Raw genomic sequence first — 25468 nt, forward strand, 5'->3', positions numbered from 1 at the left:
TCGGAGCACGGAACGAGCGCCGAGTCAGTGTCGTCCTGGAATGATTACATGATGGCATCATTACGTCCAGTCAGTGCATTGCCCTATCGTGAACGCATGAGCGAAACCCCTGAATCAGCTGCCGACGCCACGGCGCAGGGCGGCGCGCCTCGCCCGCCGAGCCTGCTGGCGCTCCCGTCGTACCTCGCCGGGCACGTGGCGCGCATCGGCCACGACGCGCTCGTGGAGGCGGTGGGCCGGCACGGGCTGCGGCTGCCGCACTTCGCGACCCTGACCGCGCTCTCGGACTTCGGCCCGCTGCCCCAGCACGTGCTGGCCGACCGGCTGGGCTTCCAGCGCAGCCACCTGGGCGGCTACCTGGACGCGATCGAGGAACGCGGGCTGGTGCGCCGCAGCCGCGACCGCTCCGACCGGCGTCGGCAACTGGTCGAACTGACCGACGAGGGGGCCCGGTTGCAGCGCCGCCTGTGGCAGGTGGCCCAGGACTCCCAGGACTCCTTCCTCGGCTGCTTCACCCCCGAGGAACGGGACACGCTGACGACGCTGCTGCGCAGGCTGCTGGACGCCGACGACCGGTCACGCGCCTGAGAAACCCACCGCCGAACTTGGTAAAGACGATTTTGTGCGCCGAGTGACCGAGAATAGTTTCATACTGCTGCAACAGTAAATTCACTGCGACGGCTTGGAACGCGCGGCCCCGGTTTCATAGAATCGTGCACGAGTTTTACTTCGCGGGAGAGCATGTCTTACCGGGGGAGAGAGTATGACGCAAACGTCGGAGTTCTTGCGAGGTCCCCTTATATCGAACCAGTACGCGGAACTCCCGCCGGGTCCGGCACCCGTCGCGGTACCCGGCACCGCGGGCTGGCGCATCCTGCTCGTCGAGGGCGACGCCTCCGCGGCCGGTGCCCTGGAGGAGGCGCTGCGCCGGCACGGTCACGAGGTGGACGCCGCGGATCGGGGCAGCGTCGCCCTGGCCGCCCATGAGGGGGTGGACCTCGTGCTGATGGAACTCGAACTGCCGGACCTGGACGGCCTCGAGGTGTGCAAGGCCATCCGCGCCGTCAGTGGTGTCCCGCTGATCGTCGTCACCGCGCGCGGCTCGGAGCTGGACAGGGTCCTCGGGCTCCAGGCCGGCGCGGACGACTATCTGGTCAAGCCGTACGGCTTCCGCGAGTTGATGGCCCGCATCGACGCGGTCATGAGGCGTGTGCGCATCCAGAGCAGGCAGGGCCCGGCGATCGACCACGGCCCGCTGCACATCGACGTGAACTCCCGCGAGGTCTGCGTGGACGGCCACGGCGTGGACCTGACCCGCAAGGAGTTCGACCTCCTGTGCCTGCTCGCCTCCCACCCCGACACGGTCATCTCGCGCAAGCGCCTGCTCCAGCAGGTGTGGGGCGACTCCTGGTCCCGGCGGACCGTCGACACCCACGTCAGCAGCCTCCGCAGAAAGCTCGGCAACAGCGGCTGGGTCGTCACCGTACGCGGCGTCGGATTCCGGCTCGGACACGCCTGAATTTCCGCTCACGGCAATACGCGGAGCTACCTGCGGACTTTTTGCCGTGATATTTTGCCGTGACTTTTCCGCCGCGACCGCATAGATCGAGGCGGCCGACCGAAAATTACTCGCGCGGTGCCGGTCCTGAAATGGATTCCGGTACCACCGCGTTTTTCCGACCCCCTTCAGGAGGGGGCGGACTCCGATTCCCCCCGACGGAAGCGAGTCGCGGATGTCTCCCACGCACGAGTCCCCGGTCGTTGTCGCCGGCGCAGGCCCCACCGGGCTGCTGCTCGCCGGTGACCTCGCGGCGGCCGGCGTCGACGTCGTCGTACTGGAGAAGCGCCCGAAGGGCATCAGCAACCTGACCCGCGCCTTCGGCGTACACGCCCGGACGCTCGAACTCCTCGACGCCCGGGGGCTCGCCGACGAACTCGTCCTCACCGGTCAGACCATCCGCGAGCTGCGGCTGTTCGGGGCGGTGCCGTTCGACATCGGCGGCCTGCCGTCCCGGTTCCCCTTCCTGCTGGTCACCCCGCAGTACGAGGTGGAGAAGCTGCTGCTGCGCCGGGCCCTGGAGAACGGCGCGGTCATCCGGTACGGCACGGAGGTCGCCGGTCTGGAGCAGGACGGCGACGGCGTCACCGTGTCGGTGCGGACGGACGCGGGCGACACGACCGTACGGACCGGGTATCTCGTTGGCGCCGACGGGGCGCGCAGCGCGGTGCGGGAGTCCCTCGGGCTGCCCTTTCCCGGCAAGGTGGTGATCCGGTCGGTCGCGCTCGCCGACGTGAGGTTCACCGAGGAGCCGCCCCTCGTGGTGCGGGTCCACGGCACCGGCGGCGCGTTCGGTTTCATCGCCCCCTTCGGTGACGGCTACTGGCGGGTCGGCGGCTGGGACCGCGCGCATCGGGGCCAACCCGACGACGCCCCGGTCGAGTTCGAGGAGCTGCGCGAACTCGTCGAGCGGGCCTTCGGCTCCGACTTCGGGATGCACGACCCGCGCTGGCTGTCCCGCTTCCACAGCGACGAACGCCAGGTCCCGGACTACCGCGTCGGCCGCGTCCTGCTGGCCGGCGACGCCGCCCATCAGCACTCCCCGGCCGGCGGCCAGGGCATGAACACCGGCCTCCAGGACGCCGCCAACCTCGGCTGGAAGCTGGCGGCGGTGCACCACGGCCGGTCCGCCGACGCCCTGCTGGACACCTACCACGCCGAACGCCACCCCATCGGCAAGGCGGTCCTGCGCAGCAGCGGCCTCAACCTGCGCCTCGCCATGGCCCACAACCCGCTGGAGATCGCCCTGCGCACCGTACGCAAGCTGGTGGTCACCCACGTACGCCCGGTGACGCGGCAGGCCGTCGGCGAGATCACCGGCATCGGCTTCTCCTACTCCGCCCCGAGAGGCGCGCACCCCCTGACCGGCCACCGCGCCCCCGACCTGGAGCTGGACCGAGGACGCCTGTACGAGGTGCTGCGAGAGGGACGTTTCGTGCTTGCCCTGCCGCCCGGTACGGAGGCCGGCGGGCTCGCCCGGAACGGACTGGTCGTCGCCCACCTGACCGGCGGCGACGAGGCGCTCCTGGTCCGACCCGACGGCTACTACGCCTGGGCGGGTGCTCCGCGGGCCGCCGTCATCGAGGCGGGCCTCGCCCCCTGGACGGGCTGACCGGAACCGGCGGACCGCGACAGAGCGGTCCGCCATCACCGGCCGAACGCAGACCATCCCAGGCCCTCAGCGCGGCAGCGGCGACAGCGTCGGCAGGTGGGCGAGGAAGCCGCCGTCCACCGAGAGCACCTGCCCGGTGATGAACGAGGCGGCCGGGGAGGCGAGGAACGCCACCAACTGGCTCACGTCCTGCGGAGTACCGAGGCGCGGGATCAGGTTCGCGCTCTGGAACATCTGCTGCACCGGCACCGGCATGTCCGCCTCCAGCGCCGGCGTGCGGACCAGCCCAGGCGCGACCGCGTTGCAGCGGATGCCGTCCGAGCCGTACGCGGCGGCCACGAACCGGGTCAGCGCGATCAGCCCGCCCTTGGAGCTGCCGTAGGCGACCATCACCCGGTCACCGGACAGGCCCTGTCCGCTGGTGATGTTGATGACGGACCCGCCGCCGCGCTCGATCATCACGGGAACCGTGTGCTTGCACAGCAGCATCGGTCCGCGAAGGTTGACCGCGAGGACCTGGTCCCACAGCTCCACCGACATCGACACGACGTCCCGGTCCTGCCGGATCGCGGACGTCAGCGCCGCGTTGTTGTCCAGGACGTCGATGCCGCCGAAGGTGTCGACGGCGAAGTCCACCAGCCGCTCGACGCTCGCCTCGGACGATATGTCGACGCCGTGCCCGACCACCGACAGCCCCTGCGCCGCCAGCTTCTCGGCGGCCGCCTTCGCCGTGTCGTCCGCGACGTCCGCGAGGACGACCTGCGCCCCCGCGACCGCGAGCGCCTCCACCGTCGCGACGCCGATCCCTCCCGCGCCGCCGGTGACCACGGCCACCTTGCCGGCCAGGGACTGCGTTCCGTTCGACATCGGTCAACTGCCTTTCGTAGCCGGGCGGACGTGCACAGAGGCGGCGCTGTACGGTCGTACGGGGTGTCCGGAAAGGTCAGGTGGAGGCGCCGAACAGCTCGCCGAACCGTCCGAGCAGCAGGTCGGCGCCCTTGTAGCCGGAGGTCTCCGCCGCGCCGAGCACGACCGGACCGTCGGGGCCCGGCACCTGAGAGGCACCGCCGGTCGATCCCAGCGGCACGAGCACCGCGTCCGGCCCCGGCCGGTAGGTCTGCTCGACCGGGCGCCCGGCGGCCAGCGCCCTGATGTTGGCCGCGACCGTGACGGCGTGTTCGGTGGCCGCCTTCGACCGCTTCGGCTCGGGCACGGCCGTGACGTCGCCGATGGCGAACACGTTCGGCGCGCCCGCCACCCGCAGGTGCTCGTCGACCTCCACGTGGCCGTCCGGCCGCCGGGCGGCGGCGAGTTCACCGGCCAGCATGTCGCTGAGGGGCGTCATGCCGTAGCACCGGAACCACAGGTCCGCGTCGATCCGTACGCCCGCCTCAGTGGTGACCGAGAACGGCTCGCGCACTCCCGCGGGCGCCGGCGGCGGGGCGGTCAGGGCACTGCCCAGCTCCAGCCGCACGCCCCTCTGGGTCAGTTGCTCGCGCAGCGCGTCGCGCAGCTCGGGCACATAACGGCCGCCCAGTACGTCCTCGGCGGGGTCGACCACGACCACCTCCGTCTGCGGCCACCGCTCGGTGATCTCCCCGGCCAGCTCAAGCCCTACGGGACCGGCCCCGAGCAGCAACACCCGGGAGGAGGCGGCGAGTTCGGCCCGCGTGTCCGCGTGCCGCAGCACGGAGTCGGCCGTGTCCTCGGTGTCCGGCTTCGCCGGGTAGGGGTAGGACGAACCGGTGGCGAGGACGACGTAGTCCGCGTCGACACGCGTGCCGTCGGCGGTGGTGACACCTGCCGCGTCGACCGCCACCGCGCGGCCCCGCACATGACGGCCCCGGGTGAACAGCCCGTCGTACCCGAAGTAGATCCGCCGGGCCCACTCCTCGTCGACCAGCCCGCGCAGGGCCGCCACCGCGTGGACGAAGGCGTCCTTGGGATCGATCAGGACGACGTCGAAGTCCGGGTCCAGCTCACGGGCCAGTGCAGACCCTCCGTATCCGCCGCCGACGATCGCGACCGTGCTGCCCATACGTTGCGCTCCTTGTGCTCACCGCGTCGGTACCACCGGCGGAAAACAGGTCTCCACCGAACCTCGAGGAGCCTAACCGGGGGCTTAGGTAAAGTGCAATCTGCATGGCAATTAATGACCGAAGCCAGACAGAGACGTCGAGGTGCCGCATGCCCCTGGCCTACGTGTACGACCGTTTCGGCGGACCGGAGGTCGAGCACTTCGCCGACCTGCCGCGACCGGCTCCGGGCCCCGGTGACCTGCTGGTCGCCGTGCGCGCGGCCGGCGTCAACCCGGTCGACTGGAAACGCCGTTCGGGCCGCCGCCCGGCCGGGGCGCCCGCCGTCGTCCTGCCCGCCGTGATGGGCGGCGAGGCGGCGGGCAGGGTCGTCGCGCTCGGCCCCGGCACCACCGGGTTCGCCGTGGGCGACGCGGTCCTCGGCGGCCCGACGACAGGCGGGTACGCGCAGTTCACCCTGCTGCCGGCGAGAGCGGCGGTCCGCAAACCGCCGGAGGTCTCCTGGACCGACGCCGCCGTCCTGCCCATCGCCGCCGCGACCGGCTACGGCGCAGTTCGCCGACTCGCCCTGCCGCCGGGCGCGACGCTGCTGGTGACCGGTGTCGGGGGCGGTGTCGGCGTGGCCGCCGCGCAGGTCGCCGCGGGGCTGGGGCTGACCGTGGTGGGTTCGGCGGCCGAGGACAAGCGGGCGTTCGTCGAGGAACTCGGTGTACGGTTCGTCGCCTCCGGACCCGGTCTTGCCGCGCGGATACCGGGCCGCGTGGACGGCGTCCTCGACCTGGTCGGCGGGGAGATCCTGCGCGAGAGCGCCGCGCTCCTGGAGGACCGTACGAAGCTGGTGAGCGGAGCCGACCGGGACGCCGTCGCCGCACTCGGCGGCGCACCGGTGGGGCCGGTGCGCGACCCGGCGATCCTGGGCGCGGTCGTGGAACTCGTCCGCACCGGCGCCCTGGACCCGAAGGTGACGCACGTGATCCCGTTCGAGCGGGCACCGCAGGCGGTCCGGGCCGTGGAGGGCGGACACGGCCGGGGCAAGACCGTCCTGATGATGCCCAGGTAAGGAGAATTCAGTAAAATGCAAGCTGCATGGCAATTCGGCCGACGGGCCGCCCTGATCCACCGGAGGCTCCCCTGAACACCACACCCGCGGCCCCCGCCGACCCTGACGCGCTGCCACGCCCCGGCCGACCCGGCGGCAGAGCTGCGAAACGCCGGGCCATCACCCAGGGCGCGCGTACCGTCTTCGGCCGCGAGGGATACAGCCGCACCAGCATCGAGGCCATCGCCGCCGAGGCCGGGGTGTCCACCCGCACGATCTACAACCACTTCGAGGGCAAGGACCACCTCTTCTCGGAGGTCGTCCACGACAGCGCCGGCCAGGTCGCGGACGCCTTCATCGCGACGGTGGCCGAACAACTCTCCGGCACCGACGCCCGCGCCGACCTGATCGCCCTCGGCCGCGCCCTCGTCGGCCAGCGCACCCAGTTCCCCGACCACTTCGCGATGATCCGGCAGATCAAGGCCGAGAGGCAGCACTTCCCGCCCGCCCTGATCGACACCTGGCAGCAGGCGGGACCCCTCCGCGTCCAGCAGGAGGTCTCCAGGCGCCTCTCCCAGCTCACCGACGCGGGCCTCCTGCATATCTCCAGCCCCGCCCGGGCCACCCTCCACTTCGTCGCCCTGGTCAACTCCGAGATCACCATCAGCCCCTACGCCAGCGGCGCTCCGAGCCCGGCACAGGTCCGCGCCTGCGTCACCCGCGCGGTCGACGCGTTCCTCCACGGCTACGGGGGCGCCGCCGGTACGGCCTGAGCCCCTCTCCACTACGTCCCCGACGGCGGGCGCCGGCCTCCGGGGCGCTCTCCGGAAACCGGACCGCACCACCAGTCGACCGCGGAGGCGGTCATGGCACAGGTGGACCCCGAGGAGTGCCGCGATTTCTCCGGAGCGATGCCTTCTCAGCGGCGTACCCGAGGCGTCTTTGCGCGGCCTTGCGGAGTTCCTGCTCTCACTGTCGGCGTTCGGCCGTCGCGGGATGCTGTCGGGGTGATTCCGACGCTGCCCGCGACGAGCAGGATGAATGCTTCGGCGGCGAACGGGATGGCGTACCGGGGCTGGGTGATGGCGACCTGCATACCGTCTCCCAGGGCGTGGGAGACGACATCCTCGGCCGCTTGGTGCTTGGTGCTTGGTGCTTGGTGGCGACCACCGCACCGGACGGTAGCCCACGCCCCCCGTTCAACGGCCCGGCGCCCTCAACGGCACTGTTTCGATCAGGCAGGCCGGCAGGCAGGTGCCTGTCTGTGCCTCCCGAGACGGACTGTCGGCCGTGACGCTCGTTTGACGCTCTGGGTGCACGCACGGAGGACAGCGAGCCGAGGAGCGGCCCCTGACCTGGCCTTTTCCTCGACCCGCTCAAGTCGAAATCTTTCCGATGACGCACCACGTTGAGTGCGTGGCGATTCTGGAACCCGCCGCAAAGCAGCTCTGAAGTGCAGCTCTACCGGGTTTCTCAGGCGTGGCCGGACAGGCCACGACCACGCCCTTCTCATGGCGCCCGCACTGCTCCGGCTCCGGCTCGTTCCGACCACGCGCACCGTCGTGTCAGGCCGCCGGGACGGGCCGCAGCCGGTAGGCGCCCCCGTGCGCGACGACACGGCCGGCGGTGGGCGGGGCGAAATGGGTGCCCAGGAGGAGGGTGTCCGTGCCGGCGAGGGAAGCGAGCAGTGCACCGCGGGTGGCCTCGGACTGCTGTGGGTCGATGTCCACGCAGGCGCCGATGGCGGGGTGGGCGAGTTGGACCGGGTGGTGAATGCAGTCACCGGTGATCAGCGCGGTTGCGCCCTGACTGCTCAGTTCGACCGCGACATGGCCGGGGGTGTGGCCGGGGGTGGGGACCAGGCGCAGGCCCGGGGTGATCCGCGCGCCCTCGGCCGGGACGTCGACCAGGTCGAGCAGATCGGCCTGCTCGACCGGAATCATCGAGTCGCGGAACATCTGGCGGCGCGCCTCCTCCATGTCGTACGCGGCCCAGAACTCCCTTTCGGCGCGTGCGGTGAGGTAGCGCGCCCCGGGGAACGTGGGGACCCATGCGCCGTCCTCCTTCCGGGTGTTCCAGCCGACGTGGTCGGCGTGCAGGTGGGTGAGGATCACCAGGTCGACGGAGCCGGGCGGGAAGCCGGCGGCGGTCAGGCGCTCGGGGTAGTCGGTGCGCAGGTTGTGCCAGGCCGGGTTGGCCCGTTCCTTGCCGTTGCCGATGCCGGTGTCGACGAGCACGCGCAGCCCGTCCACGACGAACGCGAAACTGTGGCTGTCGATGCGGAGGATGCCGTCGTCGCCGGCGAAGTGGGGGTGCAGCCAGTCCTGGCCGGCCACTACCTGAGGTGTGGCGTCGGGCAGCAGCCAGGGTCCGGTCGCGGGCGGCAGCAGTGTCTCGTCGATGCGGTGGACGGTGATGTCGCCCACGGCCCAGGAGGGGACGGGGGTGTCCGGGGGAGTCTGCATGATCTGTCGTTTCCCTTGTTCTTCGGCGGAGTGGTCGGTTGCGCGGCCTGCCGCAGGGCCTCGTTCGGGTGCGTGCCACCACGGCGAGCGCGGTGAGGAACGCCGCGGCGAGGAGGGCGGCGACGGCGGCGTGGGCGGGAGAGGCGTCCGCCGATCGCACCTCCTTAAAGCAACGAGTTTGCGTTAAGCGACGGTAGGACCTACGGTCGGGCTAAAGCAAATCAATAGCTTTTGGCGTGGGGCGTCTCGTCGCTCCAGGCCCGACCAGGGAGAATCCATGTCCTCCGCCGCACTCACCCCGCCCGAGGCCGCCCGCTGGGCCGCGCGTGCCGGGCTGCCGCTGCCCGATGAACGCCACTGCGCGGTTGCGGTCACCGCCGACCACATCCACTCCGTCGTCGCCGTCCTGCGCGAGCTGGACTTCGGTGACACCCCGCCCGCCGGTGCCTTCCGTGCGGAAGAGGAGCAGCGTGATGCAGCCGTATGAGTTGTCCCTCGCCGCCGCCGCGCGCGAGATCCGGGAGCGGCGGCTGTCCCCCGTCGAGCTGGTCGACTCGGTCCTCGACCGCATCGAGCAGGTGGAGCCGCACGTGGCGGCCTACGTCGCGGTCTCCGCCGAGCAGGCCCGCCGGACCGCCCGTGAGGCCGAGCGCGACGCCGCACGGGGCTCCTGCCGAGGCCCTCTGCACGGGATCCCGGTGGGACTCAAGGACCTGATCGACGTCGCGGGGGAGCCCACCACCGCGAGCTCCAGGACCCGGGCGGGTCACCGCGCGGCCTCCGACAGCACGGTCGTCGCGAGGCTGCGGGCGGCCGGCGCGATTCTGATCGGCAAGACGCACACCCACGAGTTCGCCTACGGGCTGACCACCCCGCAGACCAGCAATGCCTGGGACCAGGGGAGGGTCGCCGGCGGCTCCAGCGGCGGCTCCGCCGTCGCCGTGGCCACGGGTGCGGCGACCTTCGCCCTCGGCACCGACACCGGCGGATCCATCCGGGTGCCCGCCACCCTGAACGGGGTGGTCGGACTCAAGCCGACGTACGGGCTGGTGCCCCGGCACGGCGTCACGTCGCTGTCCTGGTCGCTCGACCACGTCGGCCCGATCACCCGCACCGTCGACGACGCCGCCCTGGTTCTGACCGCCATCGCCGGGCACGACCCCCGCGACCCCGCCTCGGTGGCCGCCCCCGGCGCCGACTACCGGCCGCGCCGCGACCCGGACCTGACCGGAGTGCGCGTCGGCGTGCCTCGCACCTACTACTTCGAACACGTCGACGCGGACGTCGAGGCCGCCGTCCGCCGCGCCGTCGCGCAGCTGGAGGCGCTCGGCGCCCGGCTCGTCGAGATCGACATACCGATGGCCCGCTACGTCCAGGCCACCCAGTGGGGCCTGATGGTGCCGGAAGCCACCGCGTACCACGAGAGCACCCTGCGCACCGTCCCCGAGCTGTACCAGGCGGATGTCCGGATCCTCCTGGAGGCCGGCGAGCTGATGGGCGCGGGCGACTACCTGCGGGCGCAGCGTGCCCGGACGCTGATGCGCGACGCATGGGCCCGTGTCCTGAAGGACGTCGACGTGATCGCCGCCCCTGCGGTCCCGATGGGCGCGGTGCCGTCGGGCCGGGAGACCGTCACCTGGCCGGACGGCACGGTCGAGAGCGTCTCCGACGCCTACGTGCGCCTCTCCTCCCCGGCCAACATCACAGGAGTGCCCGCGCTCTCCGTCCCCGTCGGCCACGACGCGGCGGGCATGCCCATCGGCATGCAGGTGCTCGGGCGGCCTTTCGCCGAGCGGACGCTGCTGCTGGTGGGCCACGCGTACGAGCGGACGCAGCCCGCACGGTCGCTCGCCCCCTCGCCCGAGAACGCCGGAACTCGCTAAACGCAATAAATGTGCTTTAACCTGGTGCGATGAGCAGCAGGCAAGGGGTCCGCCCCGGCGGGCGCAGCGCACGCGTCCAGGCGTCGGTGCACACCGCTGTACGGGAACTCATGGAGGACAGGGGCCGCGAGGCGCTGACCGTCCCCCTCGTCGCCCAGCGCGCCGGGGTCACCCCGTCCACCGTCTACCGGCGCTGGGGCACCCTGCAGGAACTGCTGTCGGACGTCGCGGTGGAGCGGCTGCGCCCCGACACCGAACCGGAGGACCACGGCGACCTGCGGTCCGACCTCACGGCATGGGCCGAACAGTTCCTCGACGAAATGTCGTCCGCCTCGGGTCGCGCCTACATCCGCGACGCCCTGCTCGGCGACCCGGACGGCGACAACGCCGGCCAGTGCTCGGCCTACGCGGCCGAACAGATCAACGTCATTCTCGCCCGGGCCAGGGACCGCGGGGAGAACACCCCCGACGTCGAGACGGCGATGGACCGCGTCGTCGCCCCCCTGATGTACCGCATCCTCTTCCGGCCGGCCGGGCTCGACGCCGCGTACGCCCGACGGCTGGTGGCCGGGCTCGTCGGCGTACGCGGGACGGGCGGCCGGTGACCGGGTGAAGGCGGCTGTGGACGTGTCGCCCGGAGCACCGGCCGAGCGGCCGCGCAGCTCAGGCTGACGCGAACTCTGCGGTCAGGCAGGCCAGCAGTTGCCCCGGTGCGTCCTCCTGCAGGAGGTGACCGGCGCCCTCGATCCAGTGCAGCTCCGCCTGCGGAACACGTTCGTGCAGCCACTCGGCGTACTCCGGCGGAAGGATGCGGTCCTCGCGGCCCCAGACGATCCGTACCGGAATCGGGATGCCGTCCAGCAAGTGCCCGTACGCGGCCGTGTCCGCCTGCCTGATCTGGCTGTACTGACGGTAGAACGCCGCCTGACCCTCCTCCCCCCGCCACGGTGCGAGGAAGGCGTCGAGGATCCCCGGCCGGAACCCGGTGTGCGTGGCGTGCCGCAGATGGGCGGCGACGAGCGCTTCGTGCGCGTAGCCCGGAAGCCCCCGGAAGACCTCCGTGTGCTCCAGGAAGAGCTGGAAGAGTCCCCGCTCCCACGCCCCTCCGCTCACCGCGTCGAAGAGGGTCAGGTCCCGGTAGCTCCTCTGCTCCAGCAGCAGGGTGCGCAGCGCCACCGCCCCGCCGATGTCGTGCGCCACGACGCTGGGGCGGGACAGGCCCCAGTGGTCGAGGAGCCGGGCGAAGTTCTCCGCGTGGGCCGCCAGGCTCAGGTCCTGTCCCTCGCGCTGCTCGGACTGGCCGAAGCCGAGATGGTCGAAGAAGAAGACCTCGCGGGTACGGGCGAGCGCGGGAGCGATGTCCCGCCACAGGAAGGAGGAGTACGGGGTGCCGTGCACCAGCACGAGGGGGTCTCCGCTGCCCAAGGACCCCCACCGGACCACTCCTCCGGGCGTCTCGAACGTCTCGTCCAGTGTCCAGTCCACCGCCGCTCTCCTCTCTCGTCTCTCGCCTCGTGGGCACCACCTTCCACGCACAGCGCGCTTCGATGCGTCGGCAGCCGGGGTCTTCCTGGTCTCCGCCTCGACCAGCGCCCCACGGTTCGGGAAGTGCGGGGCCGCGGCCGGCCGGGGCCGGGGCGCACACCGGGGACGCGGTCAGGCCGTGGACGGGCTCGGTGTGGCTGGCCGGGCCGGGGCCGTCTCCCACTGCTCCGCGATGCGCATGAGGGGTCCCGCCCCGCGCTCGTACGGGGCCCAGCCCGGGTCTCCCGTCGTGGCGAAGGCGATCCATGCCGCGTGTGTGCGTGCGGCGAGGCCGGCCGGTGGCGTCCCGGCGCCGAGCAGGGCGTCGGGGCCGCGCAGACCGGGCTGGTCGGTCACGTCGAAGACGAAGGGGACCTCGACGGCGTGCGCCGCGCCCAGGTGACCGCCCAGAGCGGGCGAACGCCAGGCGAACTCGTAGCGGAAGGTGCGCGAGCCCGGGTGTGCGGCGTGCGCGTCGGCGAGGTCGCGGCTGCCGGCGACGAACAGGGCCTCGGCCATGAGGGCGGAGCGCAGTTCGCCGGCCGTGGCTCCCGGACGGCCGCGGCGGAAGGACGCGACGTACCGCGCGGGGTCGGGGTGGAACAGGGCGGCGGTGGCCTCCAGGTCGGCCGCCGTCGACGTGCCGAGCGTGCCGAACGGGGCGAGGTAGAGATGGCCCTCCTCGGCGTTGGTCCCGATCAGCAGGTCCGCGTGCGCGCCCTGTCCGGCGGCGACGGCGTCGGCGGGCTGACGGTCGAGCACCAGGCTGAATGGGCTGAGCCCGAGGAGCGGATCGCCGGCGGTCGCCGTGCGCAGGTCGATCCCCGACAGGCCGGGCATGATCTCGACGAGGCGGTCGTCGGTGATCCGCGCGAACGCCTCGGCGTGCGGTGCGGCACCCAGCTCCGCGGCGGCGCGCGCCGTCACCCGCGCCGCCTGCTCGGGCGTGAACGCCCCCCGTCCGTTGCCGCTCTGGACGATCACGCGCGAGAGGAGGCCCCGCGCCGCGGGATCGGCCAGGACGGCACCGGCGATGGTGGCACCGGCCGACTGACCGAACAGCGTGACGTTCCCGGGGTCTCCGCCGAAGGCGGCGACGTTCTCCCGCACCCAGCGCAGGGCTTGGAGCACGTCGAGCAGACCCCGGTTGCGCGGGGCTCCGGGCAGGTCGAGGAACCCGGGGATGCCGAGCCGGTAGTTCACCGTGACCAGCACGACGCCGTCACGGGCGAAGCGGCTGCCGTCGTAGAGGGACGCCCGGTTGGAACCGGCGACGAAGCCGCCGCCGTGCACGAACACCATGACCGGCGCACCGGGCCGCGTGGTCCGGGGCGTCCAGACGTTGACGGTGAGGTAGTCCGGCCCTCGCACCCAGCCGGACCCGAAGTAGGCCGTCATCTCCAGTGCGCCGAGGCGGCGCGGCGCCTGCGGCGCGGTCGGTCCCCCTTCCGTGGCGTTGAGGACCCCCTCCCACGGATCGTGCGGTCGCGGGGCCGCGAAGCGTGCCGCGCCGACGGGAGGCGCGGCGTAGGGGACACCGAGGAACACGGCGTGGTCGTCGTGCAGGCTGCCGCGGACCGCGCCCTGCGCGGTCCGGACGACGAGGTTGCGGTCGGTCAACGGACTTTCCTTGTGGGCCGGGGAGTCGTCGGACGTGAGGGGTGGGCCCGGACGGGCCGGTCGGGTCAGGTGAGGGAGAACGGCGCCCAGTCGGTCAGCTCGAAGCCGGAACCCCTGCGACGCATTTCGAAGGCGCCGTGTCCGGGCAGGTGCGCCGGGAGCACGAGCGCGTGGTGGTCCGCGGCGTGCGCGAACATGCGCGCCCGGCTGGCGCGGGCAGCGTCCTCGTCCTCTTCGAAGCAACTGTTGATGTGCGGCTCGTGCACCTGGATCGCGCCGTGCAGCAGGTCGCCGGCGAAGATCGCGCGGTCGCCCCCGGACTCCAGGTGGATGATCGAGGCTCCGGGGGTGTGGCCGGGGGCCAGTTCGAGGCGGAGGTGGGAGTCGATCGTGTACGACTCGTCCCAGGTCCGCACCAGTCCGGCCTCGACGACCGGGTCGATGCTGTCCTCGTAGACGTTCTGGTTGCCACGTCCGAACACCGTGTTGTGGAGGTTCTCCGGCTTCCAGTACTCGAAGTCGCGCCGCGGCATGAGGTACGTCGCGTTGGGGAAGGTGGGCACCCAGTCGCGGCCTTCGAGCCGGGTGTTCCAGCCGACGTGGTCGTCGTGGAGGTGGGTGTTGACCACGATGTCGACGTCTTCGGGCCGCACGCCGGCAGCGGCGAGATGCGCCAGGTAGTCGGTGTTCAGGTAGGACCAGATCGGCTGCAGCGGGCGGTACTTGCCGTTGCCCGCGCCGGTGTCGATCAGGATGATCCTGCCCTCGCTGCGCAGCACCCAGGACTGCGTGGCGGCGCGCGTGAGACCGGTCTCCGGTTCCCAGTGGTGGGGCGCCAGCATCTCCCGGTGCCGCTGCCACTCCTCGGGCGTGCTGCCGGGGAAGAAGACGTCCGTCGTCATGGGCGTGGTGTCGGAGTACTCCATGACACGGTCGATCCGCACATCACCGAGCTCGATGGTGCTCACGGTGGGCGTCGCGGTGGCGGAGGGCGGGGAGTCAAGGGGGGACATGGTTCTCCTTCGAAGGTTCGGACGTCTTCCAGCCTGCGAGCGGGGGGTGCCCCGGCGGTATCGGACAGGTGACTGCACTTCTCCGGGGCGCCGTCCGCAGGAGCCGTCCGTGAGGTGGCCGCACCCGGGGTGCGCCGAGAACGCCCTGGTAGCGTCGGTGCGCGGGATGCGGTGGCCGCAGGCGTCGAGCCCTGGAGGATCCCGCCACGTCTGGAGAACCGGTGGACGAGTACACAGTGACAACCGCCCGGTGCCGCAGCGGCACCGCCCTGGTCAGGCAAGCCGAGCTGGACAGGCTGGTCGCGGCGGTGACCGCGCCGCGCGCGGCGGAGCCCGCGGCGAGGCCGGCGGAGGCCCTGCTGACCGTGGTGGGGGAGTCAGGAGCGGGCAGGACCACCCTGCTGGAGGCGGTCGCGGCGCGCTTCGCCGCGGACGGCGGCCGGGTCCTCAGGGCCGACGGCAGCCGGTCCGAGACCCATCTGGCGTTCTCGGGGCTGCACCAGATGCTGCGCCCGGTCCGCGGACGGATCGACGCCCTGCCCCCCAGGCAGCGCGGTGCGCTGCACGTCGCTTTCGGGGTGGCGGAACGCCGTGGGGCGCCGGACCCGATGCTCATCGGGACAGCGGTCCTCACCCTGCTGTCGGACCTCGCCGCCGAGCGCCCGCTGCTGGTGGTCGTGGACGACGCCCAGTGGGCCGACCTCGCCTCACTGGACGCTCTCTCCTTCGTCGCCCGGCGTCTGACCGACGAACCGGTGACGCTGCTGGTCGCCACCGGGGACCCCACGTTGCGAGGGCTGGCCGTGCGGGAACCGGCCCTCGTCCTGGAGCCCCTCGGCCGCGGCGCGTCGGAGCGGCTGCTGGACCTCCAGCCGCGGGTGCCCACCGGAGTCACCCGGGCATCCGTCCTCGACCAGGCCGAGGGCAATCCGCTCGCCCTGGTGGAACTGGCCCGGGCCGTCGCCGGCCACGACAGCGCGTCCCGCACGGGCTACGGCCCGCTTCCGGTCACCGAACGGCTGGGGCGGGTCTACGCCGACCGTCTGGCCGCACTACCCGCCGCGACGCGCCGCGCGGTGGTGCGTCTGGCCACCGTCGACGGCGAGGACCCGCCGAGCACCGTGCTGTCCTGGCTTCCCGACATCGCCGATCCGGTGTGGGCGCCCGCCGAGGAGGCCGGACTCGTCCGGCGCAGCGGCGGGCGGCTGCGCTGCGACCACCCGCTCTCCCGCCTCGCGATCTATCACGCGGCCCCCGCCGAGGAGCGGCGAGCCGCGCACCTGGGGCTGGCCGGGCTGTTCGGCGACCAGGACCCCGACCGGCACGCCTGGCACCTCGCCGCCGCCACCTCCGGGCCGAGCGCGGCGGTCTCGGCCCGACTCGAAGGCGGCGCGGACCGGGCACGCCACCGCAGTGGCCACGCGGCCGCCGCCCACATGCTGGAACGGGCGGCCGACCTGCACCCCGACCGGGACGAGAGCACCCGGCTGCTGGGCGCCGCGACCCGTGCGGCGGTCCTGACCGGCCGGCTCGACTCCGTCGAACGGCTGGCCGCACGCGTCCGCGCCGCCACCGACGACCCGACGGCCGCGGCCCTCGCCGCCCTCCAGGTCGGCCGGCTCATGCTGCTGACCAGCTCGCACAACGCCTCCTTCGGACACCTGATGCGCCCCGCTGCCGTCCTGGCCGGCACCGATCCGGCGGCGGCCGCGGAGGCCCTGGCCGCCGCCGCCGTGGTGCGCTTCTACTCCGGTGACGCGGCCCAGTTGCACGAGATCGAACGCCTGCTGCCCCGGGCCTCGCCGCCCGACGGCCACCGGCTCGGAGAGCGGGGGGCGTTCCTGGCGGCCTGGGCCGGGGTCGTCGCGCATCCGGAGGCCGCCGACGCGCGCTTCGCCCTGGGGCTGCCCGCCCTGGCCGCGGCCGCGGCGGAGGAACCGCGGACGCTGATCCTGCTCGCCACCGCGGCCTGGCTGCTGGACGAGACGGAACTGGCCGCGCGTACGTACGACGCGGCCTTCGCCGCGCGGACCGCGCAGGGGCCGCTGCCGGACGGCCTCGCCGGGGTGGCCGCCCTCGCCTTTCTGGACCAGGGCCGGTGGGCCCGTGCGCAGACGGCCTGCGCCGAGCTGGCGGCCGTCGCGTCGTCGGCCGGTCTCGATCACGCCACGGCCTGCGCCGCCGCGACGGAGGCGCTGTTGTGCGCACTGCGCGGCGACGTGGCCGGGGCCCGCACGCGGGCGCGGTACGCCCTGTCTCTCGTCGACCCGCGGGAGAGCCGTTCCGTCCTCGTCCTCGCCCACCGCGCGCTGGGCACCGCCGCCACCGTGGAGGGCGATCACCGGACCGCCTTCCAGCACTACCGTGCGCTCTTCGACGACCGGGGCAACCCCACGCACTACCACCTCTCCCACCCGGCGCTGCCCGGACTGGCGGCTGCCGCGGTGCGGGCCGGCCGTCACGAGGACGCCAGCCGCATCGTGGACGGAGTCGAGCGGTCCCTGGCGGAAGCGGGCGCGTCGGCGCCGCGCAGGGCCGCGCTGGTCCGTCTGAGCCGGGCGGTGCTCGCCCCCGCCGAGGAGGCCGAGCACCACTTCACGGCGGCCCTGGAGAATCCCGCGCTCGCCCGCCGGCCCTTCGAGCGGGCCCAGGCGCTGCTCGCGTACGGGGAGTGGCTGCGCCGCCGTCGGCGTATCTCGGATGCGCGTCCGCCCCTGGTCGAGGCCGACGCCGTCTTCCGTCGGCTGGCCGCGCAGCCCTGGGTGGCGCGCGCCCAGTCCGAACTCAGGGCCGCCGGCGCCCGGACCGGCGCCGCGAAACCGGACGCCTTCGACGGCCTCACCCCGCAGCAACAGCAGATCGTGCGGCTGGCGGCGCGCGGGCTGACCAACCGTGAGGTGGCCGAGAGGCTGTATCTGTCCCCGCGCACCGTCGGCTCGCACCTCTACCGGGCGTTTCCCAAGCTGGGCATCACCGTGCGCTCCCAACTGAGGCACGTCGTCGACGGCATGGCCGCTGAGGCGGGCGCGGGCCGAGACGCCGACGCGAGGGGCGGTGCCTGAGCGCCGCCCCTCGCGAAAGGCACGGCGCTCGTGCGCGGCAGGTCCCCTCAGGTGCGGGTCCAGCGCTGGTTGCTGCCGTTCGAGCAGGAGTAGAGCTGGATCTTGGTTCCGTTGGCGGTGCCGTTCCCGACGGCGTCGAGGCAGAGGCCGGACTGGACGCCGACGACGGATCCGTCGGAGTTGAGGCGCCATTTCTGGTTGTCGCCGCCCCAGCAGCCGTAGATCTGGACCTTGGCGCCGTTGCCGGTGCCGGCGGCGTCCAGGCACTTGTTGCCGTAGACCCTGAGTTCTCCGGCGTCGGTGTACGTCCACTGCTGGTTGGTGCCGCTGTGGCAGTCCCACAACTGGAGCTGGGTGCCGTCGGCGGTGCCGGCGTCGGGCACGTCCAGGCAGCGGCCCGAACCGACGCCCTTGATCTGCCCGCCGTCCGCGGGGGGATTGGTGGTGCCGCCGCCGTTGAGCGCGTCGAGGACGGCGGTGTAGGCGGCCTTCTTGCTGCCGTCGTTGTTGAACAGCAACGGTGTCTGCTCCGACCGCCATGAGTCGCTGTCGCGCACACCCCAGACGGTGATGCCGAGGCAGCGCTCGACGGCCAGGCAGTCCTTGGTCACGTTGGCGTAGGTCGAGGCCGGGGCACCCTGGATGTCGAGTTCGGTGATGGCCACGTCGACGCCGAGAGCGGCGAAGTTCTGCAGGGTGGTGCGGAAGTTGGCGTCGTAGGGGCTGCCGCTGTTGAAGTGGGACTGGAAGCCGACGCAGTCGATCGGCACGCCGCGCTGCTTGAAGTCCCGGACCATCGCGTACATGGCCTGGGTCTTGGCCCAGGTCCAGTTCTCGACGTTGTAGTCGTTGTAGCAGAGCTTGGCCGCCGGGTCGGCGGCGCGGGCCGTGCGGAAGGCGACCTCGATCCAGTCGTTGCCGGTGCGCTGCAGGTTGGAGTCGCGCCGTGCTCCCGAACTGCCGTCGGCGAAGGCCTCGTTCACGACGTCCCACTGGGCGATCTTGCCCTTGTAGTGGGCCATCACGCCGTTGATGTGGTCGATCATCGCCTGGCGCAGTGCGCTGCCGCTGAGGCTCTGCATCCACCCGGGCTGCTGGGAGTGCCAGGCCAGGGTGTGTCCGCGCACCTGCTTGCCGTTCTGCACCGCCCAGTTGTACACACGGTCGGCGGCGCCGAAGTTGAACTGGCCCCGCTGCGGCTCGGTGGCGTCGATCTTCATCTCGTTCTCGGCCGTCACCATGTTGAACTCGCGGCCCGCTATCGACGTGTACGTCGAGTCGCCCAGCTTGCCGGAGGCGATGGCGGTGCCGAAGTAGCGGCCGTGCTGTGCCGCCGCGGCGCCGAGGGTGCTCTCGGCGGCGTGTGCGCCGGGCGGTGCGGCCAGTGCGGTGACCAGACAGAGGACGCCGACGACCAGGGCCGGCAGCAGGCCGCGGATCTTCTCGCGGACCGAAGGTCTGGGGAGGGCGTACGAGCCCATTGCTGTGCCTCCAAGTTGGACGTCGCGGAAGGACCGAAGCGGGGGAGACGGAGTCGTCCGCTCCTCTTCGGGCGCTGGTTCTCCGGTGGGCGGACCCGTCGTGCGGCGCGGATCGCCACGGCCGGTTGTGTTCGACATGTCGATCGGCGATCGGGTTCTCAGGCAGGAATGATTGGGCGTTGACGGTGCATCGTCAATGCTTCGGCCAAGAAAAGTTTCAGCTTCGAGTCCGAAACTTTCGAAGCGTCATCGTCCCACCCCGGCCCTCTCCTGGCCGGTGACTCGAACCAACAGCGGTGCGTGCGCGAGGTGTTGACGTGGTTCGTCGGCTCCTTATCATTCGGAATGCTCGACCCCTCGACCTTCGTTCGAAAACCCGAACACAGTCGGTCGTTCCGCGCACAGCAGAGCACCCCAACCCCCCGTCGCAGTCATGGAGGACATCCCCATGCACAGAGGAAGTGTGAACCGCAGGCATACGTCCGCGGTGGTCGCCGCCGTGGTCGCGGCCCTGGCCGCGCTGGCGGCGCTGCTCGTCGCCACCCCCTGGCCCAGGCGGCCACCAGTGGCGCTGTGCGAGGTGTCGGTTCGGACCGGTGTCTCGACGTGGTGGGCGCCGGCCAGACCGACGGCACGTCCGTGCAGCTCCACGACTGCTGGGGCGGGACCAACCAGCAGTGGACGCTGACGGACGCCAACCAGCTGACCGTGTACGGCAGCAAGTGTCTGGACGTCCCGGGACACGCCACCACGGCCGGTACCCGGGTGCAGATCTGGACCTGTTCCGGCGGTGCGAACCAGCAGTGGCGGGTGAACCCCGACGGCACGGTCGTCGCAGTGGAGTCCGGACTGTGCCTGGAGGCCGCCGGCGCCGGCACCGCCAACGGCACCGCGGTGCAGCTCTGGACGTGCAACGGGGGCAGCAACCAGAAGTGGACCGGCCCGACCGGGACGCCGCCGACGGACGGCACGTGTACTCTTCCGTCGACGTACCGGTGGTCCTCGACGGGTGTCCTGGCGCAGCCGAAGAGCGGGTGGGTCGCGCTGAAGGACTTCACCACGGTGACGTACAACGGCAGGCACCTGGTCTACGGGTCGACCTCGTCGGGATCGTCGTACGGGTCCATGGCGTTCAGCCCCTTCACCAACTGGTCGGACATGGCGTCGGCCGGCCAGAACGCGATGGGCCAGGCCGCGGTGGCGCCCACGCTGTTCTACTTCGCGCCCAAGAACATCTGGGTGCTGGCGTACCAGTGGGGTTCCTCTCCCTTCGTCTACCGCACGTCGAGCGACCCCACCAACGCCAACGGCTGGTCCGCTCCGCAGCCGCTGTTCACCGGGAGCATCTCCGGTTCCGACACCGGCCCGATCGACCAGACCCTGATCGCCGACGGCCAGAACATGTACCTCTTCTTCGCCGGTGACAACGGCAAGATCTACCGGGCGAGCATGCCGATCGGGAACTTCCCGGGCAACTTCGGCTCGTCGTACACGACGGTCATGAGCGACACGAAGGCCAACCTGTTCGAGGGCGTGCAGGTCTACAAGGTGCAGGGCCAGAACCAGTACCTCATGATCGTCGAGGCGATGGGGGCGAACGGGCGCTACTTCCGCTCCTTCACGGCCTCCAGCCTGAACGGCTCGTGGACCCCGCAGGCCGCCAGTGAGAGCAACCCCTTCGCGGGCAAGGCCAACAGCGGGGCCACCTGGACCAACGACATCAGTCACGGCGACCTGGTCCGCGACAACCCCGACCAGACCATGACCGTCGACCCCTGCAACCTGCGCTTCCTCTACCAGGGCAAGTCCCCGAACGCGGGCGGGGACTACAACGCGCTGCCGTGGCGGCCGGGTCTCCTCACCCTGCAGCGCTGACCTTCCCGGGCGGGCTCACGTCGACGACGCCGGTTCGGGAGGAGGCGCGGACGCCGGTGCGCCGCTCACCCGTCGCGGTGAGCGGCGCACGGCCAGGACCGCCAAGTCGTCCTGCTGTGCTCCCCCGGTGAAGGTGTGGACGTCCTCGACGAGCGCGTGGGTGAGGCGGTCCGCGGTGATGTCGATGCGGCCCGCGAGGTGAGTCTCGAGCGGGTAGAAGGTGCCCGCGGGGGAGCGGGCCTCGGTGAGGCCGTCGGTGCACAGCAGCAGCGTCGCACCGGCGGGGAAGGGGAACCAGGACACCCTGCGCGGCTCGTCGACGAGGTCCGCCAGGCCGAGCGGCGCGTGCTCCGTCCCCCGGCCCACGGCGGTGACGGCCCCGTCGTGCAGCAGGTAGGGCGGGATGTGGCCGCACGTGACGAACTGGGCCTCGGTACCGGCGTCCACCGCCAGGACGACGGCGGTGACGAACCGTTCCGGCTCGCCGCGCTGTTCCGCGTACCCGTTGTGGCGCACCACCGCCGCCTCCAGCGAGTCCACGAGCGCGGTCACCGTCGGTTCGCGGTGGGCGGCCTCACGGAAGGCGCCGACCACGTCGATCGCCATGCCGATGGCGGCGAGTCCCTTGCCCTGGACGTCGCCGATCAGCACCCGGGTGCCCCAGGGCGTGGCCGCCACGTCGTAGATGTCGCCGCCCACGAGTTTGTCCTGCTGCACCGGCTCGTACACGCCGTCCACGAGTACGTCGTCGGTGAGCAGCGGCAGCGGACGCAGGATCTGCCGTTGCATCGCGGCGGCGGTCGACCGCAGACGGACCAGCGCCCCCTCGCGCGTGATGCGCACCCAGGAGCCGTAGACGGCCAGCGCGCCGAAGCCGAGGGCGAACAGGGCCAGGACCACACGGTCGGCGACCCGCTCCGCCGACAGGGCCACCGGCACGATGACGAGGACGCTCACCCAGGCGGAGATCAGCGCCGTCTGGCGCGGGGTGCACAGCGCGGCGGCGAACGCGGGGAGGAACACCAGCAGCCCCAGCAGGAGCACGGCGGTACCGGTCAGCGTCCCCAGGGCGAGCGTGAGCACCGTCGCCGCGACCGTCACCAGCACGACGGCGCCCGTGGGGGGCGTGCGGATCGTGGCGCCGTCGTCCCGTTCCGCACGGTCCTGCGCGGGGACCGGCGTCGCACGCGACGAACCGAACATGCGAGCATCCTCCAGCGGCGGGGTGATCGGGCGGTGCGCATGCCGGATGCCGCGACCGGCGGGCGGCCTCGGTCATCCAATCCGCTTGGCATACCGAACGGAGGGAGGCTGGCCGCCACCCGTGCCGGAGTGCCTCCGCCCGGGTGATCGACGGAGGCGCGGCTCAGTCGTGGTAGGCGTGGGTCTGGGTGGCCTTGACCGTGGCCCAGACGGCCGCGCCGGGGTGCAGGTCGAGTTCGGCGGCGGCGACGGTGGTGAGGTCGGCGGCGAGGGGGAGTTCGCCGGTGAGGTCGGCGCGGATCCGGTCGCCGTGGGTCTCCAGCCCGGCGACCTCGCAGCGCCAGAGGTTGCGGGCGCTGGTGCCGGTGGGGCGGTCCCGGTGCAGGGTCACCGCGCTGGGCGGGAAGGCGACGAAGGCCGGCCCGGTCAGGTCCTCGGCGGTCGTGATCACGGGGCCGTCGTCGAGCCGTACGGTGTGGCCCGCGGCCTGTCCCCGGTACAGGTTGAGGCCGACCAGGTGGGCGATGTAGTCGGTGCGCGGGCGGCGGGCGATGTGCGAGGGGGCGCCCTCCTGGACCACGTGTCCGTCCTCGACGACGACGAGGTGGTCGGCGAGGACCATGGCGTCCAGCGGGTCGTGCGTGACGAGTACGGCGACGGCCTCGAAGTCGGCCAGGTGACGGCGGAGTTGGGCGCGGACGTCGAGGCGGGTGCGGGCGTCGAGGGCGGCGAGCGGTTCGTCCAGGAGCAGCAGGCGGGGGTGGGTGGCCAGGGCGCGGGCGAGGGCGACGCGCTGGGCCTGGCCGCCGGAGAGCCGCCGCGGCTTGGCGGCGGCGTGCGCGGCGAGGCCCAGGCGCTCCAGCCAGGCGGCGGCCTGCGCCCGCGACCGGGCCCTGCTCGCGCCCCGGCAGCGCGGCCCGAAGGCGACGTTGTCCAGCGCGGTCAGGTGGGGGAAGAGCAGGTAGTCCTGGAAGACGACGCCGACCGGCCGGGACTCCGGCGGCGTGCGGTCCAACTCCACGCCGTCCAGGCGCAGGTGACCGCCCGAGAGCGGAACGAGGCCGGCGAGGGCGCGCAGGGCGGTGGTCTTGCCGGCGCCGTTGGGGCCGAGCAGCGCGACGACGTCGCCGGGTGCCGCGCTCAGGGTCACGTCGAGGCGGAAGGCGCCGCGTTCGACGACGAGCCGCGCGTCGAGCCCTCCGGCGGCCGGGACGCCGGTCCCGGGCCCGGGAGTCTTCTCGGCCGGGGGCCGCTCGTTCTTCTCGGTGTCGGTCATGAGGCGGTCATCCAGCGGTCGCGCAGTCCGGCGAGTACGGCGATGGACACGGCCAGCAGCACCAGGCTGAGCGCGACGGCCGCCTCCGGGTCGCTCTGCAGGGCGAGGTAGACGGCCAGCGGCATGGTCTGGGTGCGGCCGGGGAAGTTCCCGGCGAAGGTGATCGTCGCCCCGAACTCGCCGAGCGCCCGCGCCCAGGCCAGGACGGCGCCCGCGGCGATGCCCGGCGCGATCAGCGGCAGGGTGACCCGGCGGAAGGCGGTGAAGCGGGACGCGCCGAGGGTGGTGGCCGCCTCCTCGTAGCGGGGGTCGGCGGCGCGCAGGGTGCCCTCGACGCTGATGACGAGGAACGGCATCGCCACGAACGCCTCGGCGAGGACGACGCCGGTGGTGGTGAACGGCAGGGTGAGGCCGAACCAGGAGTCCAGCCAGCGCCCGACGACGCCGTTGCGGCCCAGCGCCATGAGCAGGGCGACACCGCCCACCACCGGCGGCAGGACCAGCGGCAGCGTCACCAGGGCCCGGACGAGACCGCGTCCCGGGAACTCCACCCGGGCCAGCAGCCAGGCCAGCGGCACGCCGATCACCATGCTCACCGCGGTCGCCGCCGTGGCGCAGATCAGCGACAGCCGGAGCGCCTGCCACACCTCGGTACTGGTCAGCAGTTCGGGCATGCTCGTCCACGGGGCCCGGACCAGCAGGGCGACGAGGGGGAGCACCAGGAACGCCAGGCCGATCAGCGCAGGCACGAGCAGCGGCAGGGGAGCACCGCCCCGGAGCGGGCGGGGGCGCCGCGGCCCGCCCGTGCGGGGGCCGGCCGCGGCACCGGTCTCGGGCGAGGCGGTCACGGCGCGGTGAACCCGGCCTCGGTCAGGACCTTCCGGCCCTCGGCGGACCGCACCAGCTCGATGAACGCCGTGCCGACCGCGGCGTTGGGCGCGTCCTTGAGCAGGGTGATCGGATAGTCGTTGACGGCGTCGGCCGCTTCGGGGAACTCCACGCCCTCCACCTTGTCACCGGCCGCCCGCACGTCCGTCCTGTACACGACCGCGGCGTCGGCCTCCTTGAGGACGACCTTGTTGAGGGCCGACTTCACGTCCTCCTCGTAGGAGACCGGGGTGAGCTTGAGGTCTGCGGCGGTCAGCGCCTTCTGGGCGGCGGCTCCGCACGGCACCGTCTTGTCGCACAGCACGACCTTGAGGTCGTCCCCGGTGAGGTCCGCGAGGGAGGCGACCTCGTCCGGGTTGCCGGGCAGGGTCGCGATCTCCAGCCGGTTGCGGACGAAGGTGGCCGGCGTGCCCGCGGCGTCCCCGGCGTCGGTGACGACCTTCATCGTCCTGGGGCTGGCTGAGGCGAACACGTCGGCGGGCGCACCGCTGGTGATGCCCGCGGCGAGCGAGTCGCTGCCGCCGAAGTTGAAGACGACCTTGGTGCCGGGGTGCCGCTCCTCGAAGTCCTTGCCCAGCTGCGTGAAGCTCTCGGTCAGCGAGGCCGCGGCGAAGACGTTCACCGTCCCCGACAGCTTGTCCGGACCACCGGCCGACGAGGAGGCGCCGGCCTTGCCGCCGGAGTCCTCGCCGGAGGAGGAGCAGGCGCTCAGGGCTAGCAGCGCTGCGGCGCCGGCGCCGGTCGTCCGAAGCATCCGGCGGGTCCGGCGCGCGGAACGGGTCATCACGGGTGCACTCCTCAAGGTCCTGAACGACACGTCTCCGGATCCCGGCCGTGGGCCGCGAGGGCCGCCCGGGGACGATCCGGCGGCTCCCGGAGGCGGCCGCGCCCTCCATCCGGTAGGTGTGCTTACGTCGAGCATACTGCCGCAGG

At 72.4% G+C, this 25468-nt stretch carries 20 protein-coding genes and 1 pseudogene; 10 read left to right on the plus strand and 11 right to left on the minus strand.

The genetic code is table 11. The annotated features are described in order from the left end of the window. The first annotated feature begins 96 nt into the window (after positions 1–96). The 3 genes from Sdi02f_RS29485 to Sdi02f_RS29495 all read left to right on the plus strand — a co-directional run bounded on the left by Sdi02f_RS29485 (position 97) and on the right by Sdi02f_RS29495 (position 3170). Entirely contained in the window at positions 97–588 is a 492-nt protein-coding gene (locus Sdi02f_RS29485; RefSeq protein ID WP_053637995.1) for a MarR family winged helix-turn-helix transcriptional regulator, read from the plus strand. A gap of 175 nt (positions 589–763) precedes the next feature. Beyond that, a complete protein-coding gene (locus Sdi02f_RS29490; RefSeq protein ID WP_030402531.1) occupies positions 764–1519 on the plus strand; it encodes a response regulator transcription factor in 756 nt (251 codons plus the stop codon). A gap of 214 nt (positions 1520–1733) precedes the next feature. Then, positions 1734–3170: an FAD-dependent oxidoreductase gene (locus Sdi02f_RS29495; protein ID WP_108934325.1), complete on the plus strand. Its 1437-nt coding sequence runs from the start codon at positions 1734–1736 to the stop codon at positions 3168–3170. A gap of 66 nt (positions 3171–3236) precedes the next feature. On the opposite strand, the gene Sdi02f_RS29500 is transcribed toward Sdi02f_RS29495, so the two are convergent. Together Sdi02f_RS29500 and Sdi02f_RS29505 are read right to left on the minus strand one after the other, a co-directional pair. Further along, a complete protein-coding gene (locus Sdi02f_RS29500; protein WP_031082032.1) occupies positions 3237–4037 on the minus strand; it encodes an SDR family NAD(P)-dependent oxidoreductase in 801 nt (266 codons plus the stop codon). A gap of 76 nt (positions 4038–4113) precedes the next feature. Further along, complete coding sequence (locus Sdi02f_RS29505) at positions 4114–5208, minus strand: NAD(P)/FAD-dependent oxidoreductase (RefSeq protein WP_031082031.1); 1095 nt, start codon at positions 5206–5208, stop codon at positions 4114–4116. Between the two features lie 149 nt (positions 5209–5357). On the opposite strand from Sdi02f_RS29505, the gene Sdi02f_RS29510 reads away from it, so the two are divergent. Together Sdi02f_RS29510 and Sdi02f_RS29515 are read left to right on the plus strand one after the other, a co-directional pair. After that, positions 5358–6266, plus strand: a complete 909-nt coding sequence (locus Sdi02f_RS29510) for an NADP-dependent oxidoreductase (protein ID WP_108934326.1) — start codon at positions 5358–5360, stop codon at positions 6264–6266. A 26-nt stretch (positions 6267–6292) separates the two neighbouring features. Continuing rightward, on the plus strand, positions 6293–7018 hold the full coding sequence (locus Sdi02f_RS29515) for a TetR/AcrR family transcriptional regulator (RefSeq protein ID WP_051849577.1): 726 nt from the start codon (positions 6293–6295) through the stop codon (positions 7016–7018). Between the two features lie 792 nt (positions 7019–7810). Here Sdi02f_RS29515 and Sdi02f_RS29525 read toward each other — a convergent pair. Beyond that, complete coding sequence (locus tag Sdi02f_RS29525) at positions 7811–8710, minus strand: MBL fold metallo-hydrolase (protein ID WP_108934327.1); 900 nt, start codon at positions 8708–8710, stop codon at positions 7811–7813. Positions 8711–8987: 277 nt separating this feature from the next. Between Sdi02f_RS29525 and Sdi02f_RS29530 the strand changes: the two genes are divergently transcribed. The 3 genes from Sdi02f_RS29530 to Sdi02f_RS29540 are packed head-to-tail and all read left to right on the plus strand — an operon-like array spanning position 8988 to position 11198. Beyond that, positions 8988–9197: a hypothetical protein gene (locus Sdi02f_RS29530; protein WP_030402524.1), complete on the plus strand. Its 210-nt coding sequence runs from the start codon at positions 8988–8990 to the stop codon at positions 9195–9197. Continuing rightward, positions 9184–10593 carry an amidase gene (locus Sdi02f_RS29535; RefSeq protein ID WP_108934328.1) on the plus strand — a complete coding sequence of 470 codons (1410 nt, stop codon included), beginning with the start codon at positions 9184–9186 and terminating at the stop codon, positions 10591–10593. Before Sdi02f_RS29530 ends, Sdi02f_RS29535 begins: the two co-directional genes overlap by 14 nt. Positions 10594–10622: 29 nt before the next feature. Further along, entirely contained in the window at positions 10623–11198 is a 576-nt protein-coding gene (locus Sdi02f_RS29540; RefSeq protein WP_051783507.1) for a TetR/AcrR family transcriptional regulator, read from the plus strand. Positions 11199–11256: 58 nt separating this feature from the next. Here Sdi02f_RS29540 and Sdi02f_RS29545 read toward each other — a convergent pair whose 3' ends face one another. The 3 genes from Sdi02f_RS29545 to Sdi02f_RS29555 all read right to left on the minus strand — a co-directional run bounded on the left by Sdi02f_RS29545 (position 11257) and on the right by Sdi02f_RS29555 (position 14750). Further along, entirely contained in the window at positions 11257–12078 is an 822-nt protein-coding gene (locus tag Sdi02f_RS29545) for an alpha/beta fold hydrolase (protein ID WP_108934329.1), read from the minus strand. Between the two features lie 171 nt (positions 12079–12249). Further along, positions 12250–13737, minus strand: a complete 1488-nt coding sequence (locus Sdi02f_RS29550; protein ID WP_108934330.1) for a carboxylesterase/lipase family protein — start codon at positions 13735–13737, stop codon at positions 12250–12252. Between the two features lie 65 nt (positions 13738–13802). Beyond that, the gene (locus tag Sdi02f_RS29555) at positions 13803–14750 is read right to left on the minus strand and encodes an MBL fold metallo-hydrolase (RefSeq protein WP_051783505.1); all 948 of its coding nucleotides are present in this window, start codon (positions 14748–14750) and stop codon (positions 13803–13805) included. A 221-nt stretch (positions 14751–14971) separates the two neighbouring features. Between Sdi02f_RS29555 and Sdi02f_RS29560 the strand changes: the two genes are divergently transcribed. Continuing rightward, positions 14972–17812 (plus strand): ATP-binding protein, encoded by a 2841-nt coding sequence (locus tag Sdi02f_RS29560; RefSeq protein WP_108934331.1) that lies wholly within the window; start codon positions 14972–14974, stop codon positions 17810–17812. Positions 17813–17859: 47 nt separating this feature from the next. Here the strand turns inward: Sdi02f_RS29560 and Sdi02f_RS29565 are convergent, their stop codons facing one another. After that, positions 17860–19293: an endo-1,4-beta-xylanase gene (locus Sdi02f_RS29565; protein ID WP_031082015.1), complete on the minus strand. Its 1434-nt coding sequence runs from the start codon at positions 19291–19293 to the stop codon at positions 17860–17862. Between the two features lie 448 nt (positions 19294–19741). On the opposite strand from Sdi02f_RS29565, the pseudogene Sdi02f_RS29570 reads away from it, so the two are divergent. After that, positions 19742–21168 (plus strand): annotated as a pseudogene (locus Sdi02f_RS29570) (non-reducing end alpha-L-arabinofuranosidase family hydrolase). A 15-nt stretch (positions 21169–21183) separates the two neighbouring features. Here the strand turns inward: Sdi02f_RS29570 and Sdi02f_RS29575 are convergent. The 4 genes from Sdi02f_RS29575 to modA all read right to left on the minus strand — a co-directional run bounded on the left by Sdi02f_RS29575 (position 21184) and on the right by modA (position 25319). Continuing rightward, positions 21184–22371 (minus strand): PP2C family protein-serine/threonine phosphatase, encoded by a 1188-nt coding sequence (locus tag Sdi02f_RS29575; protein WP_108934332.1) that lies wholly within the window; start codon positions 22369–22371, stop codon positions 21184–21186. 163 nt (positions 22372–22534) lie between these two features. Then, positions 22535–23647 (minus strand): ABC transporter ATP-binding protein, encoded by a 1113-nt coding sequence (locus Sdi02f_RS29580; protein WP_055468949.1) that lies wholly within the window; start codon positions 23645–23647, stop codon positions 22535–22537. Beyond that, positions 23644–24495 (minus strand): molybdate ABC transporter permease subunit, encoded by an 852-nt coding sequence (gene modB, locus Sdi02f_RS29585; protein ID WP_031184958.1) that lies wholly within the window; start codon positions 24493–24495, stop codon positions 23644–23646. Before modB ends, Sdi02f_RS29580 begins: the two co-directional genes overlap by 4 nt. Continuing rightward, a complete protein-coding gene (gene modA, locus Sdi02f_RS29590; protein WP_108934333.1) occupies positions 24492–25319 on the minus strand; it encodes a molybdate ABC transporter substrate-binding protein in 828 nt (275 codons plus the stop codon). The genes modB and modA overlap by 4 nt, the downstream gene beginning before the upstream one ends. Positions 25320–25468: the final 149 nt, after the last annotated feature.

The sequence above is a fragment of the Streptomyces ardesiacus genome, from assembly GCF_003112575.1.
Taxonomy (GTDB): Bacteria; Actinomycetota; Actinomycetes; order Streptomycetales; family Streptomycetaceae; genus Streptomyces; species Streptomyces ardesiacus.